This is a genomic window from Kitasatospora sp. NPDC058492 (genome assembly GCF_042720685.1).
Classification (GTDB): domain Bacteria; phylum Actinomycetota; class Actinomycetes; order Streptomycetales; family Streptomycetaceae; genus Kitasatospora.
Map to the genome: position 1 here is coordinate 24,303 of NZ_JBHXMU010000047.1, position 23,443 is coordinate 47,745.

Annotated in this window: 18 protein-coding genes and 1 pseudogene; 10 read left to right on the plus strand and 9 right to left on the minus strand. The window is 72.6% G+C overall.

The window, feature by feature from the left end; all coding sequences use genetic code 11:
• Positions 1 to 175: 175 nt before the first annotated feature.
• Positions 176 to 2,539 (minus strand): hypothetical protein, encoded by a 2,364-nt coding sequence (locus tag ACFWPI_RS27360; protein ID WP_380374997.1) that lies wholly within the window; start codon positions 2,537 to 2,539, stop codon positions 176 to 178.
• Positions 2,540 to 2,614: 75 nt separating this feature from the next.
• Between ACFWPI_RS27360 and ACFWPI_RS27365 the strand changes: the two are divergent.
• Positions 2,615 to 2,920 (plus strand): annotated as a pseudogene (locus tag ACFWPI_RS27365) (DNA polymerase III); the annotation flags it as partial.
• A gap of 176 nt (positions 2,921 to 3,096) precedes the next feature.
• On the opposite strand, the gene ACFWPI_RS27370 reads toward ACFWPI_RS27365, so the two are convergent.
• Positions 3,097 to 3,681, minus strand: coding sequence for a DinB family protein (locus tag ACFWPI_RS27370; RefSeq protein WP_380374999.1), 585 nt, complete (start codon positions 3,679 to 3,681; stop codon positions 3,097 to 3,099).
• 691 nt (positions 3,682 to 4,372) lie between these two features.
• Between ACFWPI_RS27370 and ACFWPI_RS27375 the strand changes: the two genes are divergently transcribed.
• The 9 genes from ACFWPI_RS27375 to ACFWPI_RS27415 all read left to right on the plus strand — a co-directional run bounded on the left by ACFWPI_RS27375 (position 4,373) and on the right by ACFWPI_RS27415 (position 13,068).
• Positions 4,373 to 5,746 (plus strand): NUDIX domain-containing protein, encoded by a 1,374-nt coding sequence (locus ACFWPI_RS27375; RefSeq protein ID WP_380375000.1) that lies wholly within the window; start codon positions 4,373 to 4,375, stop codon positions 5,744 to 5,746.
• 157 nt (positions 5,747 to 5,903) lie between these two features.
• Positions 5,904 to 6,386: an NUDIX domain-containing protein gene (locus ACFWPI_RS27380; protein ID WP_380375002.1), complete on the plus strand. Its 483-nt coding sequence runs from the start codon at positions 5,904 to 5,906 to the stop codon at positions 6,384 to 6,386.
• Positions 6,387 to 6,550: 164 nt separating this feature from the next.
• A complete protein-coding gene (locus ACFWPI_RS27385) occupies positions 6,551 to 7,027 on the plus strand; it encodes a GNAT family N-acetyltransferase (RefSeq protein WP_380375003.1) in 477 nt (158 codons plus the stop codon).
• Complete coding sequence (locus tag ACFWPI_RS27390) at positions 7,024 to 7,536, plus strand: HIT family protein (protein ID WP_363377527.1); 513 nt, start codon at positions 7,024 to 7,026, stop codon at positions 7,534 to 7,536. Before ACFWPI_RS27385 ends, ACFWPI_RS27390 begins: the two co-directional genes overlap by 4 nt.
• A gap of 2 nt (positions 7,537 to 7,538) precedes the next feature.
• Positions 7,539 to 8,051: an NUDIX domain-containing protein gene (locus tag ACFWPI_RS27395; protein WP_159398604.1), complete on the plus strand. Its 513-nt coding sequence runs from the start codon at positions 7,539 to 7,541 to the stop codon at positions 8,049 to 8,051.
• 1,079 nt (positions 8,052 to 9,130) lie between these two features.
• Positions 9,131 to 10,153, plus strand: coding sequence for an ATP-binding cassette domain-containing protein (locus ACFWPI_RS27400; protein ID WP_380375005.1), 1,023 nt, complete (start codon positions 9,131 to 9,133; stop codon positions 10,151 to 10,153).
• Between the two features lie 406 nt (positions 10,154 to 10,559).
• Positions 10,560 to 11,351 carry a PIG-L deacetylase family protein gene (locus ACFWPI_RS27405; RefSeq protein ID WP_380375052.1) on the plus strand — a complete coding sequence of 264 codons (792 nt, stop codon included), beginning with the start codon at positions 10,560 to 10,562 and terminating at the stop codon, positions 11,349 to 11,351.
• Between the two features lie 240 nt (positions 11,352 to 11,591).
• Positions 11,592 to 11,831 (plus strand): DUF397 domain-containing protein, encoded by a 240-nt coding sequence (locus tag ACFWPI_RS27410; RefSeq protein ID WP_063351721.1) that lies wholly within the window; start codon positions 11,592 to 11,594, stop codon positions 11,829 to 11,831.
• Between the two features lie 139 nt (positions 11,832 to 11,970).
• Positions 11,971 to 13,068: a helix-turn-helix transcriptional regulator gene (locus ACFWPI_RS27415; RefSeq protein WP_380375006.1), complete on the plus strand. Its 1,098-nt coding sequence runs from the start codon at positions 11,971 to 11,973 to the stop codon at positions 13,066 to 13,068.
• Here the strand turns inward: ACFWPI_RS27415 and ACFWPI_RS27420 are convergent.
• The 7 genes from ACFWPI_RS27420 to ACFWPI_RS27450 all read right to left on the minus strand — a co-directional run bounded on the left by ACFWPI_RS27420 (position 13,065) and on the right by ACFWPI_RS27450 (position 23,440).
• Entirely contained in the window at positions 13,065 to 13,883 is an 819-nt protein-coding gene (locus ACFWPI_RS27420; protein WP_380375008.1) for an SAM-dependent methyltransferase, read from the minus strand. The genes ACFWPI_RS27415 and ACFWPI_RS27420 overlap by 4 nt on opposite strands.
• A 196-nt stretch (positions 13,884 to 14,079) precedes the next feature.
• Positions 14,080 to 14,505: a hypothetical protein gene (locus ACFWPI_RS27425; RefSeq protein WP_380375009.1), complete on the minus strand. Its 426-nt coding sequence runs from the start codon at positions 14,503 to 14,505 to the stop codon at positions 14,080 to 14,082.
• A 758-nt stretch (positions 14,506 to 15,263) separates the two neighbouring features.
• Positions 15,264 to 16,766: a hypothetical protein gene (locus ACFWPI_RS27430; RefSeq protein WP_380375010.1), complete on the minus strand. Its 1,503-nt coding sequence runs from the start codon at positions 16,764 to 16,766 to the stop codon at positions 15,264 to 15,266.
• A 16-nt stretch (positions 16,767 to 16,782) separates the two neighbouring features.
• Positions 16,783 to 17,697: an ATP-grasp domain-containing protein gene (locus ACFWPI_RS27435; protein ID WP_063351726.1), complete on the minus strand. Its 915-nt coding sequence runs from the start codon at positions 17,695 to 17,697 to the stop codon at positions 16,783 to 16,785.
• The gene (locus tag ACFWPI_RS27440) at positions 17,694 to 18,545 is read right to left on the minus strand and encodes a pentapeptide repeat-containing protein (protein ID WP_380375012.1); all 852 of its coding nucleotides are present in this window, start codon (positions 18,543 to 18,545) and stop codon (positions 17,694 to 17,696) included. Before ACFWPI_RS27440 ends, ACFWPI_RS27435 begins: the two co-directional genes overlap by 4 nt.
• A gap of 7 nt (positions 18,546 to 18,552) precedes the next feature.
• Complete coding sequence (locus ACFWPI_RS27445) at positions 18,553 to 19,527, minus strand: hypothetical protein (RefSeq protein WP_380375014.1); 975 nt, start codon at positions 19,525 to 19,527, stop codon at positions 18,553 to 18,555.
• 37 nt (positions 19,528 to 19,564) lie between these two features.
• Complete coding sequence (locus ACFWPI_RS27450; RefSeq protein ID WP_380375015.1) at positions 19,565 to 23,440, minus strand: hypothetical protein; 3,876 nt, start codon at positions 23,438 to 23,440, stop codon at positions 19,565 to 19,567.
• Between the last annotated feature and the right edge of the window lie 3 nt (positions 23,441 to 23,443).

The following is a 23,443-nucleotide window of genomic DNA, read 5'->3' on the forward strand; positions in this document are numbered from 1 at the left end:
GCGGAACCCGCCGATTCCCAGGGGCGGGACGTCGCCCGGGAAACCGACCACGCCCACACCCGGCAACTCCAGGATCTCCTTGGTGCACGAGCGGGGACGGGCGGCGCCCTTCGCGTCCAACGGCAGGACGTCGAGCGCGTCGTTCCCCTCCACCCCCAGGCTGGGTGACGTGGCGTCAGATGCGTGGTTGGGGCGGGGCGAGGGGAGGGCGGGTGAAGACGGGGTCCTTCGGGTCGTCGACGATCTGCTTGACGCGGGCGGAAGCATCGAGAACGGCCCTGGCGGCCTTCAGCAGGTCCGTCATAGAGGTGAGGAAGGTGTCGGTGTCGGCGCGGTCGACGGCCTCGGTGCAGCTCGGGCCGGCGGCGAGGGCAGTTGCGCCGAACCGGTGCCACGATGCCTGCGCGGTCGGGTCCGGGACCTGGAAATAGTAGGGCTCCCAGCTGGCGACGTTCCGCAGGTCCGCGCAGAGCGGGCGCACTGTGGCCATCAGGGCGGGGGTGACGTCGATGCGTCGGTCGTGCTGGGCCTCGGTGAGGGCCTTCAGCAGCGCGGTGTTGTCGGCCATCGCGTGTTCGAGCAGGTATCGGCCGCCGACGCGGTACCAGGCGCGGACCTGGCGGCGGCGCATGTCCGGCGTCACCGCGAGCGTCGGCAGCCCCATCGACTGCTGGAACGCGGCCTGCGTGGCGGGCGTCACCGTCTCTGCGGGCGTCAGGAGTTGGTCGTGGATGTCGGCGACGACGAGGACGGTCGCGGTGGCGAGTGCCACGGCGCAGGTGCCGTGGCCGATCGTCGGCAGGACGCCGGGCCGCCGGCCGGACGGGAGGTCGACGACCGGGTCGGGGCCGACGCGGCGCGGTGTCCCCCAGCGGGTCAACCGGCGGGTCACCCGGTGGCCGAGCGCGGCGAGGGCGGTGACCAGCAGGGCGGTGACCGGGGCCAGCAGCAGCGCCGTGTGAATGACCAGATGGAACGTCAGGCCGCCCTGCAGCTGCCGCCAGGCGGGCCGCCAGCCGCAGCCGTCGTTCAGGACGGCGAGCGGTCCCAGGCACCCGTCGGCGGACATCAGCAGCACCGTGCAGCCGAGACCGAGCAGGGTGGCAGTGCCGGAGGCGACCAGGGCCGCGGGCAGCCGGAAGGTCGGTGCGCAGGCCGCGACCACGGCGGCGACGGCCGCGCCCAGAACGATCGCCGCCAGGCACCAGATCGCGTAGCTGAAGGCGTACAGGCCGCCGCGCCGGTCCGCGCCCACGTGGAGGTGGTGCAGCCAGAGGTGGACGGCGACGACGCCGAGGACGGCGAGCGCCCCACCACCGAGCGCGGCGCCCAGGGCGCGGCGCAGGGACGGCGGGCGCGGGGACGGCAGGCGCGGGCCGGGCGCGGCGTCCGGGGCCGCCCCCGGCCTGCCGGCCGCCCACAGGGCGAGCGGGACAGCCCCCGCTGCGACGGCGGCGAGCGGGACCAGCGGCACCCGGACCACGTCGCGCAACACCGGGAGCACCTGTGCCATCAGGGCGGTGGTGTCCGGGCGGACGGTCCCGGTGCCGGGGAACCAGCGGACGACGGCCTGCTGGGCGCCCCCGCGGTCGAACCAGGAGCCGTGAGCGAAGGACGCACCGTAGTAGTCCCACCAGGTGAGCCAGGCCGACAGCACCAGCCACCCCGCCACCAGGCCCAGCGCCAGCGGGAAGCGCAGTGACCGCCCCGGCCGGACAGTGGCCGCCAGCCGGGCGCACTGGGCGGTCCAGCAGGTGAAGCCGACGGCGGCGGCCACCACCAGGCCCAGCGCCCACCAGCCGACCGGCAGCCACAGCCCTCCGGTGGACTGCCCGTTGAGCACCGATCCGGCGGCCATCCCCGCACCCAGCCAGAGCCCGCCGCGCACACCGGTAGGGCAGCGCAGGCCGAGCACGGTGGCCCGGACCACCGCCCGCCACAGCAGCAGCGCCGTGGACGCCGACACCACCGCCGCCGGGAGGGCCCCGACGGCCTGGTAGAGCCAGCCGTTCATCATCGCCATGTGCGGCACGAAGTGCCACATCAGGTGGTAGTTCGTCAGGGAGGCGATCATGCCGATCAGGAACATCAGCAGCGCCCTGACCTCGAACAGCGGAGCCGGGTCCGCGAGCGCGTCGCGGCGGACCTCCCAACGCGGATGGATCCGCACCGTCTCCATCGCGGCGTCCGCCCACCTCCGCACCCCGCGCAGGCTCTCCCGCACGGACATGGTGGCCCACACATGCTCCAACGGCGCGCCCCACCGGCGGGCCGTGAGATCGGCGTGCAGCTCGCGGCTGCGCAGCACGTCCGCGCGGACGACGGAGATCACCAGTACCGTCAGCACCGGCAGGACCAGCTGACGCGAGTTCATCGCGGTGAACAGCGGGGCGCCCGCCGCCACTAGCCGGACGCTCGCCCAGAGCGTCACCAGCACGTACGGGCACAGCACCAGGACGAGGAAGGAGCGCCACAGCGCGACGGTGGCGTAGGTGACCGTCAGGTCTCGGTTGGCGACATGGGCGAGCTCGTGCAGCACGACGGCGTCGAAGGTGTCCGGGTCGGTGTCGCGGCAGGCGACCAGAGCGCCGTTCAGCCGCAACCGGGGACGGCGGTTGCTGCCGAACACCGCGCCGGGGCGCGCCCGTGGGCCAGTTGGGGCGACTACGACCGCAACCAGTTCACCCGGCAGTGCCAGGCCACCGGGACGCCGTATCCCTTCGGCCGGCACCACACCAACGCCAAAGCGGCCTTCACCGAGGCATACGGCCTGCGCAAACGCCCCGGCATGGCGAAGGCCCTGGAGATCGCCGGGCGGCGACTCGAAGGCCGTCACCACAGCGGCGAGGACGACGCCTGGAACATCGCCGCCCTCGTTCTCCACCTGTCCGAACGGGGCGTCTGGCCGGATCCGTGCTGACCACTGGATTGCCGACCATCGTCAGCGCCTGTGCCAGGTGATGGATCACTGGGTTCCGATGCTGTCAAGGTAGGGAGACAAGCCGCCGCCAGCAGATGAGTGCGCATCCGCGAGTGAGGAAGGCTTCGTGGATGTCGTCACAGGAGTAGAGCTCTCCAAACGCCCGCTTAGGCTCGTCAGGGTGTGCCCACCGCCGCCCTGGCGGCCCGCTCGACCTCGGCGAACCGGGACTGCCGGAACGCGGCGTCGGGCTGCGAATTCGCGTGGCTCGCCTCGGTCCCGGTGGCGCCGTCGAGGTGCTCGCGCAGGATGTCGGCGTGCCCGGCGTGCCGGTTGGTCTCGATGAGCACGTGCACCAGGATGTTGAACAATGTGACGTTCGGACGGGGCCACCAGGGCACGTAGCCCGGTGCCTCGACGGTGAGGGCGTCGATCGTCGCGTCGGAGTGCTCCGCGACCCGGCGGTACCGGCCGATGATCTCCTCGCGGGTCTCGTGCTCGGTCACCCACATCGCCTCGGCCCAGAGCCGCTCGTCGTCCCATCGGCCCAGCGGCTCCGGGCACGGGCGGTCGAAGACGTTGCCGAAGTACCGGTACTCGATGTTCGTGAGGTGCTTGACCAGTCCGAGGAGGCTCGTGCCCGAGCCGGTCAGAGGTCGGCGGACGTCGTATTCGGACAGCCCGTCGAGCTTCCAGACGAGCGCCTCCCGGACATCGCGCAGATCGCTGTGCAAGTACTCCTTGGCGAATTCATCGATCACGGGGACGCAGTCTGCCATGCACGGTCCGTGAGACCGGCCCGGGCCCGACAGACAGCCGACGAGGAACCGGCACTACGGGAAGCCGGGACCGATCGCTCCGCATCCGTTGGTCCGGGCCCTTGCCCTGATGAATGAACAGAAGAACTCGACAGGGAAGCACACGGCATCGCCGGCCCCCTCGCCCTGCTTTCCCTGGCCTTGCGCCGCGGTGTGGAGGTGGACGGCCAGCGGTCGACGGCCATCCGAACGGGTGAATCCGGCGACGGCTACGCGCTGCGCGACCTCCTCGGCTGCCCGGGCGTCCGTGACCGCCTCGAAGCCGGTCTGACGGCCGGGCTCGAACAGGCTCTCGCCGCCTGCGCGCTGGGCTCCGCCCCCTGTCCGAGCCCGTCCGCGGCCAGTTGGAGGACGCCCTCGGCCGCGCCCGGAGGTGCTCGAAACCTCCCCGTTCGACCCGGGCTCGCCCGGAGGTAATCCGCTTGAACGCCGCGCTCGAACAGCACCATCATCGGAGACCGCCAACCTCTGGGAGGTTCCTTAACTCAGGTCCGCAGAAAGAAACTTGGACGTCGGATCGCCTTCTTCCAGCACACTTGCGCGCCCGCGCGCCGACGGTGTTCGGAGGAGCTGTGGCGAAGACCGGCGCCGGCTGGCGGGCTGTGTCCGCCCGAGAGAGCGAGGAGTCCGCCCTGTGATCGACTTCGACATGCTGACCGGCCTCGCCTTCCGCGAGGGCGCCGAACGGATCGGCGTCGGCGTGGTGGTCCGCGACACCTGCGGCCGGATCCTGATGATCCGCCGGGCCGCGCACGACGTCCTGCCCGGCCTGTGGGAGTACCCGGGCGGCGGCCACGAGGACGGCGAGCCCGTGGCGGCGGGCGCGGCGCGGGAGTTGGCCGAGCAGACCGGGCTCGCCGGGCTGCCGCTGGAGTACGCGCGGAGCCTGGACCTCACCGACCCGAACGGCCGGCGCGTACGGCAGTTCGTCTTCGCCACCGTCGTTCCGGAGGGCACCCCGGTCGTCCTCTCCGGCGACCACGACGATCACCAGTGGGCTCCAGCGGACCGGCTGCCCACGACCAGCGACGGCCAGCGCGCGGTGATCGAGTGGCTGACCGGCCGCCTGGCGATCCCGGGCTGGCGGCCGGTCGGCGGCTACCTGACCACCATCGCCCAGCCCAGCGCCTACGGCTCCTTCCTGGTCACCGACCCCGCCGGCCGCGTCCTCGGGATGCGCTCGACCATCGACCCGAGCGTGTGGAACATGCCCGGCGGCAACGTCGAGCACGGCGAGAGCCCCTTCGACGCCGCGCTGCGCGAAGCCCGGGAGGAGCTGGGCCTGGACCTGGCCGCGGAGAACCCGCAGGTGCTCCGGCGGCGCCTGGTCGCCGTGATCCACACGCAGGCCGACGCCGACTACCCGGTCCCGGTCGCCGGCTACGTGTTCGACGGCGGCACGCTGACCGTGGAGCAGCAGGCCCGGATCCGGCTCGATCCGGCCGAGCACACCGAGTTCCGGTTCGAGACGGCCCACGACTGGCGCTCCCGGATGACCCCCGCCCACTACCAGCGGCTCCGGCAGGTGCTGCGCGCCCACCGCTGCGGCGTCCCGCTCTACCTGGAGCGCCCCGCCCCGGATGGCGACGACTTCGAGGGCGTCCTGGTCTTCGTCACCGACCGCGCGGGTCGACTGCTGATGCACCTGCGCGAAGACAGACCGGGCATGGCCTGGCCCGGCTACTGGACTCCGATCGGCGGCTGGCGCGAGGGGGACGAGAGCGCCGAGGAGAGCGCGGTGCGCGAAGTCCGCGAGGAGGCCGGCGTCGAGATCACCGGGCTGCGGACCCTCCCCGGCCCGCACCAGGACCTCGGCCTCCCGCTCACCCGCGTCCTGCACGCCGTCCGGGACGGCCCCGAGAGCGACCTGCGGCTCGGTGACGAGGGCCTGGCCGTGCGCATGGTGCCCTTCGACGAGGTGCTCGATCTGAAGGTCCCGCCCTACCTGCACCACTACCTGCCGCTGCTCACGCCAGCAGCTGGCCAGCCCACCGGGGAGGCCTCGTGACCCGGCCCGGCCCCGCCGGCCCCGCCGGCCGGCCAGCCGACCCGCGCGCGTGATGCTCCAGCTCACCCCGCACCGCCCTGGAGCCGCTGCGCGGACCGGCGTCGTCCCCGTGAAGTCCCCAAGTCCCCTTTGATCAAGCGTCCTTGGAGGTAGTGCTGTGGAGAGCCTGCGACAGGCAGTGGCCGTCATCGTCCACGACCGGAGTGGCGGCCGGGTCGCGACGATCAACTACGCGACGAACAGTTGGAGCACGACGCCGGTGTGGACGATCCCCGGCGGCAAGGTCGAGGTCGGCGAGCGCCTGGACGAGGCCGCCGCCCGTGAACTGGCGGAGGAGACGGGGCTGGAAGTCGACCCGCGCGACCTGCGGCTGGTCCACACGATCCAGGTCCGCCAGGGCTGGGACGGCAAGGGCCCCTTCCTGCTGTCGGTGTTCCTCGCCACCGCCTGGCAGGGCGAGTTGACGAACACCGAGCCCGGCAAGCACCTCGCCGTGGTGTGGTCGCCCGAGAACGGGCTTCCGCTGCCGATGTTCCCGTCCTCCCACGCCGCCCTGTCCGCGTACCTGTCCGGTGGCCGCGGGTTCTCCACCCACGGCTGGGCCGAGGGGTCCGACCCCCGCGACCTGGTCCAGGGCTGAGGAAGGCACCGTCACCTTCCCCACCCCAGCCGGATCCCGTACGCCTACCACGCCGTGCAGAGGCCCGACGGCGGCACCGACCGACACACCGCGTCCGCCTCGTCCGCCTCGGCCTCCCCCGACAACCACCCGAGTGACCCACCGAACCCCGGAGGCAGTCCCGCATGACCGGATCCCCCGTACGCCCCGCCGGCCCCGAGGACGCCGACGAACTGCTGCGCCTGCGCGTCGCGGTGCTCGACGGCGCCCGGCTCACCGACGACTGGCGCACCACCTTCCGCGACGACATGCGCGAGCGGCTCGGCACCGACCCGAACCTGCTCGCCTACGTCGCCTCCGCCGACGACGGCACGCTGGCCTCCTGCGCCATCGGCATCGTCTACCGCGGCTACCGCGGCCCCACCCATCCCACCGGCCGGTGGGCCCGGATCCACACCGTGGCCACCGACCCGGCCCACCGACGGCGCGGGCACGCCCGCGCCGTCACCACCGCCCTGGTCCAGGCACTGCGGCACAGCGGCTGCGGATCGATCGAGCTGCGCGCCACCGAAACCGGAGCCCCGCTCTACCGCACCCTCGGATTCGACCCCGTCGACGGCTACATGGCGCTGCGCCCCGGTGCAGAAGGCTGGACGCGGTGACCGCCTTCGACCTCGACGCCTACAACGAGCGGGCCCGCAACGGACCCTGCTTCATCTGCTCGATGCTCGCCGGTGAGCCCGGGTACGAACACCGCATCGTCCTGGACGACGGCGTGCACGTCGCCTTCCTCGACCGCTACCCCACCCTGCCCGGCAAGCTCCTGGTCGCCCCGCGCACCCACGTCGAGGACACCATCAGCGGCTTCACCGAGGACCAGTACCTCGCCCTGCAGTTGGTCGTGCACCGGGTGGCGACCGCGCTCGCCGCGACCGTCCCCACCGAGCGCCTCTACGTGCTGAGCCTGGGCAGCATGCAGGGCAACGCCCACGTCCACTGGCACATCGCCGCCCTACCGCCCGGCATCCCGTACGAGCAGCAGCAGTTCCACGCGCTGATGGCCGAGGGCTCGGGCGTCCTGCCCGACGACCCCGGCCGGGCCGAACGCCTCGCCGCCGACCTGCGCACCCGGCTCGGCCACCCCTGCCGTCACGACCAGCGAGGAGCCTGACCGTGGTCTTCGTCCCGCCCGAGCGGTTCGTCCCCACCCTGCCGCACGGCATCTCCTATGCCGGGGTCTTCCTGACCGACCGCCACGACCGGCCGCTGCTGCTCACCTCCGTCCACCACCCGGGCGAATACCAGTACCCCGGCGGCCTCCTCGACGACGGCGAGGACCCGTGGACGTGCGCGCTGCGCGAGACCGCCGAGGAGATCGGCTTCGTCCCCGCCGCCCTCGACGACGCCCCCCGCCTCCTGATGCTCTCCTTCACCCCGCCGGAGCCGCCGTGGCCCTGGAAGATCGGCGTGACCTTCGACGGCGGCCGGCTCACCGACAAGGAGCTCGAACGCATCACCCCCGACCCCGCCGAGCACAGCGGTCACGCCGTCCGCACCGTCGGGGAGTGGGGGCGCATCGTCACCCCGCGCCGACTGCGCACGCTCCGCGCCTCACTCACCGCCCGCCGCACCGGCGTCGCCGAGTACCTCGTCTCAGAACCCCGCCGGCCGGGCGAACCCGGATGACGCCCCCGCCCCGCCTCAACCGCACCGTGGAGGAGAGCGCTTGAAGTCCCGTCCGTCCGAACCCGCGCCGGCCGAACCGCCGCCGTCCGAACCCCCGCCGTTCGAACCGCCGCCGTTCGAACCCGCGCCGACCGACCACGTCTCCGACAGTGAGCAGTTCCTGTTCGGCGGACGGCTGCTCCCCGACTGGGGGTTCACCTCCCATGAGCAGACCATGCTCAGGATCAGCTTCCTCACGGTCGCCCGCCAGATCCCCGGCATGCTCCGCACCGCCCTGCGCCTGGCCTGGCAGGCCGACCGGGTGGCCCTGGTGTCCATCGCCGTCGCCGAAACCGGACGGGCGCTGGCCGCCGCCTTCGGCCTGCTCGCCACCAACCGCGCCCTCGCCTCCCTGTTCGCCTCCGGCAGCACCGACCAACTGCTGCGCGCGGCCCTGCCGGCCGCCCTCGCCATCGGCGGCGCCTCCGCGCTGTCCGCGGTCCTGGGCGTGGTCTCCTCCTGGGCGGGAGGCCGACTGGAGCCCAAGACCGAGCGGGCCGCGACCGTCGCCTATCTGCGCCGCGCGGCCCGCGTGGAGCTGGCCGCGGTGGAGGACCCCGAGTTCAGCAGACTGCTGGAGTCCGCCAGGTACGGCACGGCGGCCGTGCGGCGCCTGATCGGCCAGAGCATCGCCGTCCTCACCGCCCTGCTCGGCATGGTGGCTGCCGGCGGCGTCCTGCTCACCCTCGACCCGGTGCTGCTGCCCATGCTGGTGCTCATCGCCGCGCCGAAGGGGTGGGGCGCGGTCCGCTCCGCCCGGCGCCGCTACGGCTCCGTGATGGCCTGGCTCCAGCACCACCGGGCCGCCAGTCTGCTCGCCCAGCTGCTCACCCAGCCGCACTCCGCGCCCGAGGTCCGCGTCCACGCCATCGGCCCGTTCATCCTGGGCCACTACATCGCGATGGCCGAGGCGTCCGAGCAGGAGCAGAACCGCCTCGCCCGCGCCACCGCGACCCACCTCCCTGCTCGCCTCCGTCCTCTCCGGGCTGGCCGCCGCCGCGACCTTCGCCGTCCTGGGCTGGCTCGTCCACGACGGGCAGATGGCGCTCGCCGTCGCGGGCACCGCCGTCGTCGGCATCCGCACCGGCGCCGCCGACATCACCTCCCTCGTCGGCACCGTCAACAACCTGTACGAGGAGGCCCTGTTCGTCACCGACCTCGACCGCCTCCAGCGCGAGGCCGACCGGCGCGCCATCCCCGCCGGCGGCACCGACCTCCCGCGCCGCCCCACAGCCATCACCCTGGAGGGGGTGACCTTCACCTACCCCGGCCGCACGAGCCCGGCGCTGTCCGACATCACCCTGCGGATCCCGCGCGGGCAGGTCGTCGCCCTGGTCGGCGACAACGGCTCCGGCAAGTCGACGCTCGTCAAGATCCTCACCGGCCTCTACCTTCCCGATGCCGGCCGGATGCTGTGGGACGGCGTCGATGCCGCGACCGCCGACCGGGACCAGCTGTTCTCCTCCTCCGCCGTCCTCGAACAGGGCTTCCAGCAGTGGCCGCTCACCCTGCGGGCCAACGTCCTGATCGGCCGACCCGAACACGGCGACGACCCGGCCCTGCTCAAGCGCGCGGCCGACTACGCCGACCTGCACCCGATCATCGACGCCCAGGACAACGGCTGGGACACCCTCGCCGCCCGCGGCTTCAAGGGCGGCGTCCAGCTGTCCGGCGGCCAGTGGCAGCGCGTCGGCATGGCCCGCACCCACCACCGGGCCACCACCACCGGGCCCGGCGGACGCCCCACCCACCTCGTGATCGCCGACGAGCCCACCTCCGCCCTCGACGCGAAGTCCGAGATCGCCGCGTTCACCCGCATCCGCGAACTCGCCGACCAGGGCCTGACCGTCATCCTGATCACCCACCGCCTCGCCGCCACCGCGGGCGCCGATCTCCTCTACGTCCTGCGCGAGGGCCGGCTCACCGAACAGGGCACCCACGCGCAGCTGATGGCCGACCCGAACAGCGGCTACCGCTCCTCCTACCTCCTCCAGGCCCGCCAGTACGCCACCGAGATCCCCGACCAGCGGAACAGGACCGCACCCGCCGCCGATCCCGCCTGACCACGGACCCGAAACGGAGCAGCCGATGCCCACCTGGGACGAGATGTGCGCCGCCGCAGGCGAAGTGCGCGACCTCTACGACGAGATCAACCGGCGCAAGCTGGGCCGCACCTGGGGCCTGTCGGACTTCGTCCTCGGTTTCACCGGCGACGTCGGCGACCTCGCGAAGCTGGTCATGGCCCACCAGGGCCACCGCGCCGACGTGGCCGCGAGTGCCGGGGCGATCGGCCACGAACTGTCCGACTGCCTGTTCTCGCTCATGGTCATCGCCCAGGAGACCGGCGTCGACCTCGCGGACCGGTTCACCACCGACATGGCCGCCCTCGCCGCCCGCCTCCGCCCCGGGCAGCCGTCACCAGCCGCTCGCCCGGCGCCGGCCGAACAGGGAGGACCTGCCGTGCCACCCCTGCCGTCCCTGCTCGCCGTGCTCGCGCACCCGGACGACGAATCGCTGCTCGTCGGCGGCGCCCTCGCCCAGCACGCCGCGTCCGGGGCCCGGACGGCCGTCGTCACCGTCACTTGGGCCGAGGACAGCCACCGCGCCGCCGAACTCGCCGAGGCCCTGGACATCCTGGGCGCCGGCGGACCGAGGATGCTCGGCTACGCCGACGCCCGCGTCCCGCAGTCCGCTCCCGGCCGGCCGCGGCTGTGCGACGCTCCCGTCGACCGCGTGGTCGAGGACATCGTGCGGCACATCCGAGCGGTTCGGCCCGACATCGTGCTGACCCACGACGCCTACGGGCAACTGACCGGCCACCCGGACCACCGGCAGACCCACCGGGCGACCCTGCTGGCCGTCGCCGCCTCCGGACTCGAACACCTCTACCCGGACGCCGGGGAACCCTGGCAGCCCGCCGCCGTCCACCTGGCCACCCACCCCCACTCGGCGATCGCCGACCTCGGGCCCCTCCTGAACCGGGTCGGCAAATCCGTGCTGAGCGTCCCGGACACCTTGGCCGACGTGACATGCGATGTACGCCAGTGGCTGGACCAGAAGTGGGCCGCGATCACGGCCCACCGCAGCCAAGTCGAGGGAGAGCGCCCGCTCCCCGGAATCCTGGCCCGCCTGCCCGAGGACGTCAGGTACCGGATCCTCGGAACCGAGCACTACACGTCACTCACCGCGCCGTCCCGGCACTCCCCGGTTCCCGACGGGACCGGCCCGACGAACCGACAGACACCATCACTCAACCCCTGATGCCGGTAACCGCCCTCCCCGCCCCCGACCATGCCGCGCCGATCAGCAGCCGAATTTAAGCAGATAATCGCTATTCAGATCCCCCATTCGGCCGGTGCGGTGTTCGAAAATAAATGGCTAGCATTCATGGCTCACGGGGTGCTGCAATTGCAGCACCCCAGGCTGTCCGAGGGATGTCCGGGTCGGGCTCCGGTCATACCCGAAGGCCGCCAGTCGAGTACGTCGAATGCGGGAGGTCACATGCAGGGCTTCACCAATGGAATGTCGGCCGCGCTGATCGAGGATGTCGCCTGGGTCAAGGCGCAGGCGAGCTACGGAGACGGTGGCGAGTGCGTCGAGCTGGCCGGGCTGCCGACCGGCGACGTGGCCATCCGCAACTCCCGCGACCCAGAGGGTGCCGCCCTGATCGTCACGCGCGGTGAGATCAGGGCGTTCCTCGACGGCGCCAAGCGGAACGAGTTCGACCACTTGATCGCCTAAAGGGAGATTCAAGAATCAGATAAGTCAGATTAGCTTCATATTCTGACCTGGATTCTGCCGCGTGACGGCACGCGGGCACGGCGTGTGGGAGGATGTGGGCCATTGGTGTCAGGCCACCCGAATCGCCTACGGAGTCCGCGTGTCGTCCATTTCCGAATCTGCCGAATTTCCCGCCGACGAGCGCCCCATCGACGCTCGCGCGGCCGAAGGCGAGAGCCCGCTCCAGCCCGCGGAAGGCTCCAGCGACCACGGCCTCGCCGCCGTCCTGCCGCTGAACCCTCGCGCCGAGAAGCCGGCGCCGCCGGTGCGGGGCACTCCCACGGCGGACCGGGTGGTCCTGGGAGAACGCCTGCGCCGGGCCCGTGACCGGCGAGGCCTGTCCCAGGAGCGGGCGGCCGCGCACGGCAAGATCCTGCTGCCGGAATCCAAACTGTCGTACTCGACGCTGTCGCGCATCGAGTCCGCCAAGACGCCGGTCTCCGGCGAGATCGTCGCCACCCTCGCCGAGGTCTACGGAATCGACTCCAGGGAACTGCGGGAGCTGCAGGACCTGGTCGAGCGGGGCCGGCAACTCGAATGGTTCGAGGCCCCGGAGTGGGAGGGTGCTGTCGCCGCGCACTGCAGCACCTACCTGGGGCTGGAGCCGGTCGCCCGGGAGCTGCGTTCCTACCAGACCACGATCATCCCCGGGCTCCTGCAGACACCGGACTACGCCTGCGGCATCATCGCCGGCCACCACCTGGCCGTCGACGAGAAGCGCGCGGAGCACAGGGTCCGCGCCAGGATGGAGCGGCAGCGGCGCTTCTTCGCTTCGCCGCCCGCGCGAACGGTCCTCATGATCAACGAGCTCGCGCTGCAGCTGACGATCGGCGGTCCCGCCGTCATGGCGGCGCAGGTGCGTCACCTGCTGCACGTGGCGGACATGCCGAGCGTGAAGGTACGCGTCGTGCCACTCGACCAGACCATCGCAACGCCCGTCAGCGGTCTCACCCACCTGATGTTCCAGCCCGAGGGACCGCCCGAGATGGTCTACATCGAAGGCCTCAGCTCGTCCACCTACCACCCCGCCGACACCGGGGAGCCCAGCGCGCGCAAGAAGGTGCGCAAGGGCAAGAACGCCAGCGCGGACATGGAATCCTACGTACAGCTGATGTTGAAGATCAGCCAGGGCGCGGCCCACCGGCGGCGCAGCATGGACATCCTGACGCAGGCCTTGAAGCGGTTCGAGGGACGTTAGTCGGCCGACTGAGGATGCGGAACGCGGGCGATGCCCCCGTACTGCTGCCACTGGCTGGAGCGCAGGGCCTGCTGAAGGGCTGACTCGGGGCGCCAGTCGGCGACGTCGACCAGGCCGGGCTGTTCGAGGGCCAGGCCGTCGAAGTAGGCGTCGACCTCCCACTGTTCCCGTACCCGGCCCCAGAGTTCGCCGGTCTGCTCGGCCATGATCCTGGTGACGTCGCCACGCAGCTGTGGGTCGCCGCTGACGGCGTGGCTGATGACCACGAAACTGCCCGAGGGCAGGCGCTCGACGATGCGTCGCACTACGCTGCGCGGCTGGGCGGAGTCCGGAAGGCATTCCAGCGAGGCGACGAACAGGACGGCGGTCGGCTCGTCCGGACGCAGCAGTTCCTTGACGGCCGGGTGCTCGAAGATGCCTTCGGTGTCCGTCATGTCGGCGTTGAGCATGGCGGTGCGGTCGTTCTCGTCCAGGGATTCGCGACCGTAGGCGATCACGATGGGGTCGTTGTCGACGTAGACGACGCGCGACCTAGGGTCGACGGCCTGGACGATCTGGTGGACGTTGAGCGTCATCGGCTGGCCCGAACCGCAGTCGAGGAACTGGCGGATGCCGTACTCGGCGGCCAGCGCCCGCACCACGCGGTGCAGGAACGACCGGTTGGCGAGTGCGAGTGCGTCGACCTCCGGCACCCGCTCGCGCAGGCACTCGGCGGCGGCGCGGTCGGCGTCGAAGTTCAGGCTCCCGCCCGCCAACACGTCGTAGATGCGTGCCGAACTGGGCACGGTGACGTCGATCTCACGTTTGGACCCCACAGCGCCCCTCGCTCCTGGCAACCATCGCAGGCCGCACGGCTGTTGAGCGCCCATTGTAAAGATCGCATGACTGAAAGCGCCACGTGCCTGACGGTGCATCACCCAAAGGGGGTGGCGCGCGGCGCGGCGCTGGACAGTCCTGTGCGCCGCCATCCGCCCGCGCACAACGTGTGGCGGCGGGTGGCAGCGATGTCGTTCAGGCCCTGGGCGCCCTCCCTTCCATCAGGGAGAAGGCCCCGCCTGCGGCGATCAGCCGGTCAGCGCTGCGGAGCCCCGCCCTCACCGCGCCGGGGTCCGTGCCCATCAGGCGGGCCACGTCCAAGACGGACAGACCGAGCCCGTGGTGGAGGAGGGCGGCGTCGGCCAGCGGGTCCGGCAGGTGGCGGTGCAGCAGGTCGACCGGTCCTGGCCGCGACGCGGTGGCGCCCGGGCGGGGGCGGTGCGCGGTCACCGCGGCGCGCAGCACGCACCAGGCGTCACCGGCGGGCGAGGGACCGGCGAGCAGGACCGCCCAGCGCGCGTGGGCGTGGGCGAGAGCCTCCTCGACGGCGGCCGCGCCGCTCGCGCCGTCCCTCAGCCGGGCCGTGGCGTAGTCGAGGTAGCGGTCGTACACAAGGGCCACGAACGCCAGGAATCCGGCGTCGGGTTCGGTTCGGCGGGTTCGGTGGGGCGGGCCCGGGGCGGTACCGGGCCCAGAAGATGATGCCTGTGGCATATGCAGATCCTGGGATGGCCGTCGAAGTCCGGCGTGCGAGCCGGGCGGGGGTGCGCGGGAGGGTGCGCGGAATGCGGGGGTGCGGCTGTTCCCCGCACCGGCCGATGTCAACGCAGCGTCAACCGCCACCAGGTGACAACGCTGCCGTGCGAGAGCGCGCCGAGGGCGAGCGCGGCGACGTACCGCTAGGCGCCGTCCAGAGCGAGAAGGGCCACGGGCACGCGCGCCCCGCACACCCCGATGACCCGCCCGCACGGCTGCTGCGCTCCCGCGGACGGCGGGACGGGACTGATAGCGTTCACCGCCATCGAGGGCGCCTTCGGGCGCGCTCCATGGCTACGGTCGGGCTTGGGCATACTCAACCTACGTGTGATCGACGTCCAGCCCCGGCCGGCGGCCGTGATCCGTCGGCCAGGGCAGCTCCCGCGAGGAACCAGGGAGCCAGCACGAAACGCTACTCCCCGTACCGGCCGGTAGACCCGCTGTGGCGACTGCTGCAAAAGCCACCCCGGGAACGTTTCCGCTCGACTCCGGACAACCGGGACAACTCCTCACTCCCGTCCCGGACATGGGGCCATCCAGCGGCACACCTTCCCGGAGCCGTCGGCCACTCGAAGAGGTGGTCGAGGAGTGTGCCGGCGTAGGACTCAGGGAGCGGGGGCGGGTCAGAAGCGGCTGCGGCGCAGGGCGTCGGTGAGCATGAGGGCCGACATCACCTGGTGCACCTGGCCGGTGTTGGCGTACGGGACGGCGCTGCCCTGCTGGGTGGCGAGGGTGTTCCAGGCCGCGAGGGGGAGGGAGGTGAGGGAGAGGCGGTCGTCCGGGGTGGCGGCGTCGAAGGGGGCGGGGCCGGGGGCGGTGACGCCGAGTTGGGTGAGCAGCGGGGAGAGTTGGGCGGGGTCGTTCTGGGTGTAGAGGCGGGCGGTCTTGGTGCCGGAGGTGCCGCGCCCGGCCCAGGCGGTGACCTGGGTCAGCGGGGCGAGGGTCTCGGAGACCAGGTCGGCGTGCGGGTCGAACAGGTAGACCTCCTGGAGGGTGTCCAGGTAGAGCGGGTGGGCCTGGTTGGCGGTGTTGCCGAGGAAGCAGGTGAGGGCCGCGTGGCCGCTGCTGAAGGAGGCCATGCCGAGGCGGCCGATCGGTCCGAACTGGAAGTTGCCGCTGCGCCGGAACATGAGGGCCTGGATCTCCGGCAGGTACTCCTGGAGGACGGTGGCGTCCGCGAACGACGAGATCTCGTCGCAGGGGTTGCCGGCGACCCGCATCAGCGGGAGCACGAGCACCACGTTCCGGGCGGCGCCGTCGATCTGGAGCGGGAGGCCCTTGGCGAAGGGGTTGGTGAGGAACGGGTCGCCGATGTACTGGAGGTAGTTGAGCAGGCCGAAGAACTGGTAGTCCCAGCCGAAGGGGTAGGTGCTGCCGGTGGTCGGGTCGTGGCGGTCCCGGGGTTCGTTGTAGAAGGCCGGGGAGTTCTGGGCCATGCCCGGGTGGAAGTAGACGAGGAAGGGCGCGGGCGGTCCGCCTGGGTCCCTGGACACGCCGGAGGGCCAGTAGACGGCGACGAGTTGCGGTGCGTCGATGCCGGGGAGTCGGAGGACGACGGCCTCGCCGTCGGGGGTCACGCTGCGGGTCTCGACCTGGATCGCGCCGCCGGTGATCGACGGCGAGGCGATGAAGGTGCTGTCCGTCACGCCCGGGGGCGGGGAGTAGGCCCCCGGCGGCAGCGCCACGCCGGGGGTGCGGAAGCTCATGTCGCCGGGTGGTGGGGCGGGCGGGCTGCCCGGGTAGTCGCTGCCGGTCTGGGCCAGGCTGACGCGTGCCTGTTCGGTGACGTCGCGCAGCGGCGAGAAGTGGACCGTCAGCTGGATCGTCTGGCCGGAGTCGGAGGACGTGACGGCGGGTGGCGGCCAGTTGCCGTCGGGCGGGAAGGTGGCCTGGACGGTGCCGGCGGAGTCGATGTCGAGGTGGGCGGTGGGCGTGCCGTACTTGGTCTGGTCGAGGGCGGCCGCCTGGATGTCGATCGACGCGTCGGTGTCCGGGATGTTGAAGATCGACTGGTCCAGGACCACGCTGTCCGGCCCGACCTGGTCACCGCCGTTCACGGCGATGGTGAAGTTGCACTGGGTGGTGGTCTGGCCGTGGATCTGGCCGGTGAGGACGAGCTGGGCCATCGGAGTCTCCTTCTCCTCAGTGCCGCGCGAGCGCGAGCGCGATGGCGTGGGCGATCGGCTGGCCGGTGTTGGCCTCGTAGTAGTTGAAGGCCGGGCAGGGGTTGACCTCGAAGCAGTAGACCTCGCCGTCGTCGGCCAGCATCAGGTCGATGCCGGCGAGTGCGAGCCCCAGTCGGGCCGCCAGGTGCAGGCAGCGTTCGGCGAGGTCGTCGGGGGGTTGCCAGGGCGAGAGTTCGGCCCGGCCGCCGTCGCTCCGGGCGTAGCGGTAGTCGACCCGGTCGGTCTCGATCCGGGTGGCGAAGACCTCGCCGGCGACCGTGTGCACCCGGACGTTGGTGCCGGTGACGTAGCGCTGGAACTGCACCGGGCAGTAGCGGATGAGCGGCAGCCGGTCGAGGGCCTCCCGGTCGAGGGTCCGGACGATCGAGCGGACCCCGCTGATCGACTTGTAGACCAGTTCGCCGTGCCGCGCGTGGAACTCGTGGACGAGGTCCGGGTCGTTGGTCACCAGGGTCTCCGGAGCGCGGAATCCGGACTGCTGGATCAGCTGGGCCTGGTGGGGCTTCGACGTGTTGGACGCCATCGCGCTCTCCCGGTTCATCACGCAGCCGGGGGCGAGCTCCGCCCAGGTGCTCAGGGCCGTGTGCCAGGACCGGCACCTGCGTACCGTGTCCTCGCCCGCCTCGCGGACTTCGGGGAGTCTGCGCCATTCCATCAGCCGGAGGTAGATGCCGGTGACGGTGGCGCAGTCGATGGATCCGCCGTCGTACGGGATGCGTCCCCGGACGGCGGTGCCGGTGGCCTCCACCTCGAACGGCAGCTCCTCGAAGCGCCGTTGGTGGAGCATGGCGTACGGCAGGCCGAGGCTGTCGAGTTCGGCCCTGACCCGGGCGAGCGGCGACTCGCTGGCGATGCCGCAGACGACGATCACGGCGCACCCCGGGGGAGCCCGGTGAGGTGTTCGTACAGGCGGTCGAGGAAGGCGGCGCCGGCTGGGCGGAGGTCGGGCAGGGGGCTCGCTCCCGCGAAGACTGCCGGCCGACCGTCGTCGCGGCGGTGGTCGGCTCCAAGCAGGTCGGCTCCGAGCAGGTCGGCCCCGAGCAGGTCGGCCCCGGGCGGGTCGGCCCCGGGCACGTCGGCCCCCGGCGGGTCGGCCCCGAGCAGGTCGGCCCCGAGCAGGTCGATCCCGAGCAGGTCGACCTCGGCGAGCCGGGCCAGCCGGACGTACGGCTCCTCGTCCTCGGCCGGGGGTGCGCCGAAGACGTGCTCGCCGAGCACCAGGACGTCGCCGCGTCCGGTCGGGGCCGCTCGTGGTTCGCCGTCGGGGCTGCTGGAGATCCGGGCCGGCCGGGCGGGGAGCCCCGCTCTGATCGCGAGTGCGGTCCACTCGGCGGTCGAGCGCCAGGCACCGCACAGTCCGTACCCGGCGGGCCGGTTGACCGAGACCGGGGCCAGGCAGGTGAGCAGGCTGAGCAGGAGTGCGTCCAGCTCCTGGGCGGCGTAGGCGGCGTCGGCGTGGGTGGTGAACGGCAGGTACCCGAAGGGGGCGGAGGCCACCCGGTTGAGCACGCCGTCGACGTCACGGCTGTCCAGGACGCGCCCGTCGGGCAGGGTGATCTCGAAGCTCGCGCCGAGGCGGTCGACGCGGTGCACCGACCTGGTGGAGCTGAGCAGGGTCTGCGGGGAGAGCAGTTCCAGGGGTTCCAGCCCGCGCTCGCGCAGCCCCTCGTACGCCCACACGGCGGCCCGGTCCGCCGGATCGCAGAGCACCAGCCACATGCGGCGCCTACCTCTCGGTCCGTCCCGGCTCGGGGGGTTCGTCCCGCAGGGCGCTGTCCGCGAGGTCGGGGCGCTGCGCCGGGGGGATGAAGTGCTCGGGTGGGTGGTTGACTTCGGATGCCGGGTGCATGCCCTCGGCGGGGTGTTCTTTGAATGCGTCCTTGTCCTCCTTGGCTTCCTTCCGCTCCTTGTCGTCCTTGTCGTCCTTGTTCTCCTTGGCGACGTCCTTGACGTCCTTGACGTCCTTGCTCTTCTCGTCGCGTGACAGCTGCAGGGTGACCTCCTGGGCCACCGGATCGTTGCAGGGCAGGACGAAGTCGGCGGTCTGCAGGCTGGTGACGATCGGTTCGGATACGGGGCTGATCCCGATCTGGAGGTGGTCGCAGGCGTTGGGCGGGAGGCTGGCCGGGAAGTTCTTCAGCACGTAGCCCGCACCCATGGGCTGGTCGCCCGGACCGTTCACGTGCAGCGGTCCGGTGCCGATGTTGGAGATCGGGATCGTGATGTCCGGGACGGTCTCGCCCAAGGCCACCGTCATCCGCAGGGGGGTGCGGTCCAGGATGATCCGCGGCTGCTGGGCCTTCGCCGGGGTCTTCCCCGTGGACCAGACGAAGCCGAGTTCCTGCGGGTCGGTGTTCGTGATCCGCAGGCCCCAGGGGCGTTCCCCCGGATTGGAGATGTCGATCTGCACCGTGAAGACGTCGTTGGCGTCCCTGGTCCACGACGCGGTGCCGACCGCGCTCCCGGTCCCGTCGACGATCGACGACGTGGCGGGTGCCTGCGCGACGGTGGTGAGCGCTCCGGAGCCCGCCCGCAGCTCGATGTCCGGTGGCCTCGCGCCCAGGGGTGCGCAGTTCGGGCCGAGGGCCACCACCAGGACGGACCAGGACGTCGCCACCTTGTCCACGACGAGGGGCAGGAGGCCGCTGGTGGCCTGGTCCGCGAGCCGGAGCTGGCCGGTGTCGGGAAAGATGTCTGCCATGGTCGCTTCTTCGGTCGTGGAGCCGCGGTGACGTCCGTCACCACGTTCCGAGGGCTACGACGTCGACGAACACGGGTCGACCGGTGGTGTCGGCGCCGGCGGGAACAGGCCGGGTCTCGAACTCCCGGACGACCAGGCGCTGGGCCCGCTGCCCGGTGTCCGGAACGCTGATCGTGATGGTCTGCCCGAGGACGGCGGAGGCGGCCGTCAGGACGGTGGACCAGCCGGTGACGCCGTCCGGCGCCGTCACCCCCGGGTCCTGGACCTGGAGTTCGGTCCGGACGGTGTTCCCGGCGCCGCCCGGCCCGAGGCCCTCCAGGACGACGCCCGCCTGCCCCGCGCTGCGGGTGACCGTGAGGCGCCGCTGCGGCGCGAGTTGGACGGGCTCGGTCAGCACCACCTGTGACACGTCGGGGACACCCGGGATGGTGTACCGCTGGTAGCGGGCCAGGGCGAGCCGGACGAACGGGAAGTAGGAGGCGGAGACGACCGGCGTCAGGTCGAGGTCGGCGAACCAGCGGTCGCCCTCGGCGTCGAACTCGACCGGGTAGAGGGCGGCGTCCAGCAGGCGGTGCAGCTCGGGGAGGGTCACCTGGGCCCGCTGCGCCGCGTTGACCTGGGCTCCGGTGAGGACGGCGGGTGGTGCCCCGGTGTCCCGGATCGGGTCGCGTCCGGCGACCGCGACGTACCGCAGGGCTTCGGCGGGGACCGGCCCGGGCGGGAAGGTGAGTACGGCCAGGGCCTCGTCGTCGCCCGAGACGTACCAGGGCCGTTGGAGGAGGACCCGCAGGCCGCCGCCCTGGCGCAGCCGGGTGAGCGACCGCTGCCCGTCGGTGGTGCGGGTCCAGCCGAACGACGGGACGCAGTCGAGCAGTTGGGGGGCGGGTGGGCGCACGGTGCTCGGCACGTCGATGTCGCCGAGTTGCCCGGCGGCGGTGCAGGCACCGGGGTCGGTGGCGAGGATGCGCGCGAAGCAGTCCTCGAAGCGGGACACCGCCGTCACGGCGTAGCTCACGTGGTGGTGGCGGGTGTCGCCGAACTCCTGGCGGATCTCCGGGAGCGCCTCCAGCAGGGGCAGGTGCTGGACCTCGTACGAGCCGACGTGCGCCATCCGCCGGGTGGTGGTCGGTGCGGCCGGCGGGCTGTCGTCCCGGTCGGTCCAGTCGGCGTTCAGGTCGATCCGTCCGGTGCTCGGGATGTCGATCGCGAAGGCGTCCGTCCCGAGGACGGCGTCGCGGTCGCCGGGCCCCCGCCTGGGCGTCAGCTGCCCGCTCGGGTCGGTGAGGGGGTGTTGCACCGCGTGCACCAGGGTGACCGTGCGCGGCGGGGTGATCAGGCGGTTCCGGCCGGCGACGATGTCCTGGAAGGCCGGCAGGTGCGGCACGTTCGGGTCGACGCCCTGCCAGCGCGCGATGCCGAACAGCGCGACGTCGTCGAACGTGAGGCAGGACGGGATGTCGAAGGTCACCTGCTCGGCCGGGCCGAGCGCGACCGTGACGTGGCGTGGGTCCGCCCGGCTCACCGTGCAGCCGCTCGCGGCCGCCTCCAGCCGTACGGACGCGGTCTGCAGGTCGGGCCAGGCGCCTTGCCAGATGGCGATCACGGCGTCGTCGGGCGGGTCGATCTGACCGGGCCGCCCGTTGCCGGGGTCGATGGGCCGGGGCCGGGCGTTCAGGGCGGCGCACACGCCGCTCGGGTCGGCCAGCCAGGGCAGGGCCGCGTCGGTCTCGGGCAGGACGACGTACGAGGACGGCGAGGACGGTCCGGCGGGGACGGTACGCGCGCCCTGGACGTCGGTGAGCTCACGGTCGGCCCGTTCGGCGACCGCGAACAGCCGGCTCACCTCGGTGCCGGGCGCCGCGGGGCCCAGCGCGGTGTCGAAGGCTCCGTCGTACTGCAGCGCCAGGGCCAGCGAGCACTTCGGCGGCAGCAGGTGCCGCAGGTCGTGGGCACGGTAGCCGTGGAGGGTCGCGTAGTCGTCCGCCGAGGTGCCGCGGTCGCTGCGGATGACCATCCGGTCGTGGCCGTCGCCGTCGTCCCACTCCCGGGTCGGCACCAGCTCCGGCGGCGGCAGCGGCTCGAAGCGCCAGTAGGGGACGAGGTCCGACTGGGCGTCGGCGGCGCCGACCTCCTCGACGCGCAGCCCGCCGCCGGCGAGGTCGGCGATCCTGACCCGGATCCGGTACTTGCGGCCGAACCGCAGCCGTGGCAGCGAGCCGGTGTCGCACTCCACCACCGTGTCGAGGCCCGACGTGACCGGTACCGGCAGGGCGTCCCCGGTGTCAGCGACCCGCTCGGGCCGCTGGGCCACCTGGCTCCAGCCGTCCCAGCGCGCCACGATCTCGTGCAGGTACAGCGCGTCGGCGTCGCCGAAGCCGGTGACGACCGGGCCGGGCCGCAGGTAGCCCTCCTCCAGCAGGCCGTCGGGCAGCAGCGGCACGCCGCCGACGGTGTGGTGCACCCGCCGCCGGCACAGCGAGTACCAGGTCTGGCGGCTGTCGTCGAACACGTCCATCCGGTAGCCGCCGAGCAGGGAGTCCGCCAGCAGGGCGGAGGCGAGCAGGCCGGCCGGCGTGCCGCGCTGCTGCGCCCGCTGGAGCTGCTTGCCGTGCTCCTCCTCCCGCGCCCGGTCGACCAGGGCGAAGCCCGTCGAGTGCAGCGCGGGCAGTGCCCCGACCGGAACGGGGGACGACTCCCCGGGAGGGGGCGACGACCCGTCCGACCGGGCCGTGCTGACCAGCCGCAGGGCGGCGCCGTCCACGTCGAAGGGCAGCAGCTCGAACCGGGGGTTCGCGGAGGGCGCGAGACCGGCACCGGTCAGCGGCAGGAGGCCGCCGCTGAAGCCGGTGGAGGTCGGACCGTCGACGGAGGAGGGCACGAAGCGGGTGCCGGTGACGGTGTAGGCGGTGGCGGGCGAGAGGTCGGTCTGGGCGGCTGCGCTCCAGCCCGGTGACGGATCCGGGTCGGGCTGGGGCCACAGCGGCACCACCCTCAGCTCCGCCGGGTGCGTCTGGTCCACCGGGGTGAGCGCGGAGGCGGGTACGGCGAGGTCGACCAGCAGGCCGAGCGCGCGCAGCAGGACGGGGTGGTCGGCCAGGTGCGCGATGCCCTGGTGGAACTCGCCTGCGGGCGGGGGCGCCGCCAGGCGGTCCGGTGGCGTGGTGTCGGGCGCGCCGCGCCGGTAGAAGGCGTACGCCTGGGCGAGCGCCGGCGTCGCATCGGTCGGGACAGCGCCGGCCGGGGTGGCGTGGGGCGGCGTGGCACCGGTCGGGGTGGCGTGGGCCGGGGTGGCGCCGGCGGGTGCCAGCAGGCCGGGCTGCCACTGCTCGCCGATCGCCCGCAGCGCGGCCCGCAGCCCGGGGTGGCTCTCCGGCGCCGCGCCGCGGTGCGCGGCGTGGGCCTGGGCGGTGGCGGCGTAGATGCCCTTGACGTCGGTACCGGCCCGGCCGGCCGGGAAGGCCTTGGTGGCCCGCCCGTCGTAGCTGGTGGCCCGGTACGGCTCCACCGGCATCGTGGCGGTGAACAGCGTCTGCCAGACGGCGAGTTGCCGGTCCGGGGGGAACTGGACGGTGCTCCCGTCGAGGGCGGTGTACGGGACGCGCACGGACGGCAGCGCCCGCCCGCCGCGCCGGACGTCGAAGCCCACCCCGGCGAGCCGCCGCGGCCAGTCCTGCATCCCGAAGTCCGCGATGGTGAGCGCGGCTCCGTCCGGGGCGAGCAGGCGCGGTGTCAGCAGCACCGACAGCAGCGCCATCGGCGCGGACTGGCCGGGAACGGTCGCCAGCCGGCCCGCCGGGAGCACCGTCCAGACGAACTGCCGCTCCAGGCCGGTCGAACTCTCCGGGCCGGTCGAACTCTCCAGGCCGGTCGAACTCTCCGGGCCGGTCAGGCTCTCCAGGCCGGTCGATGACATGGC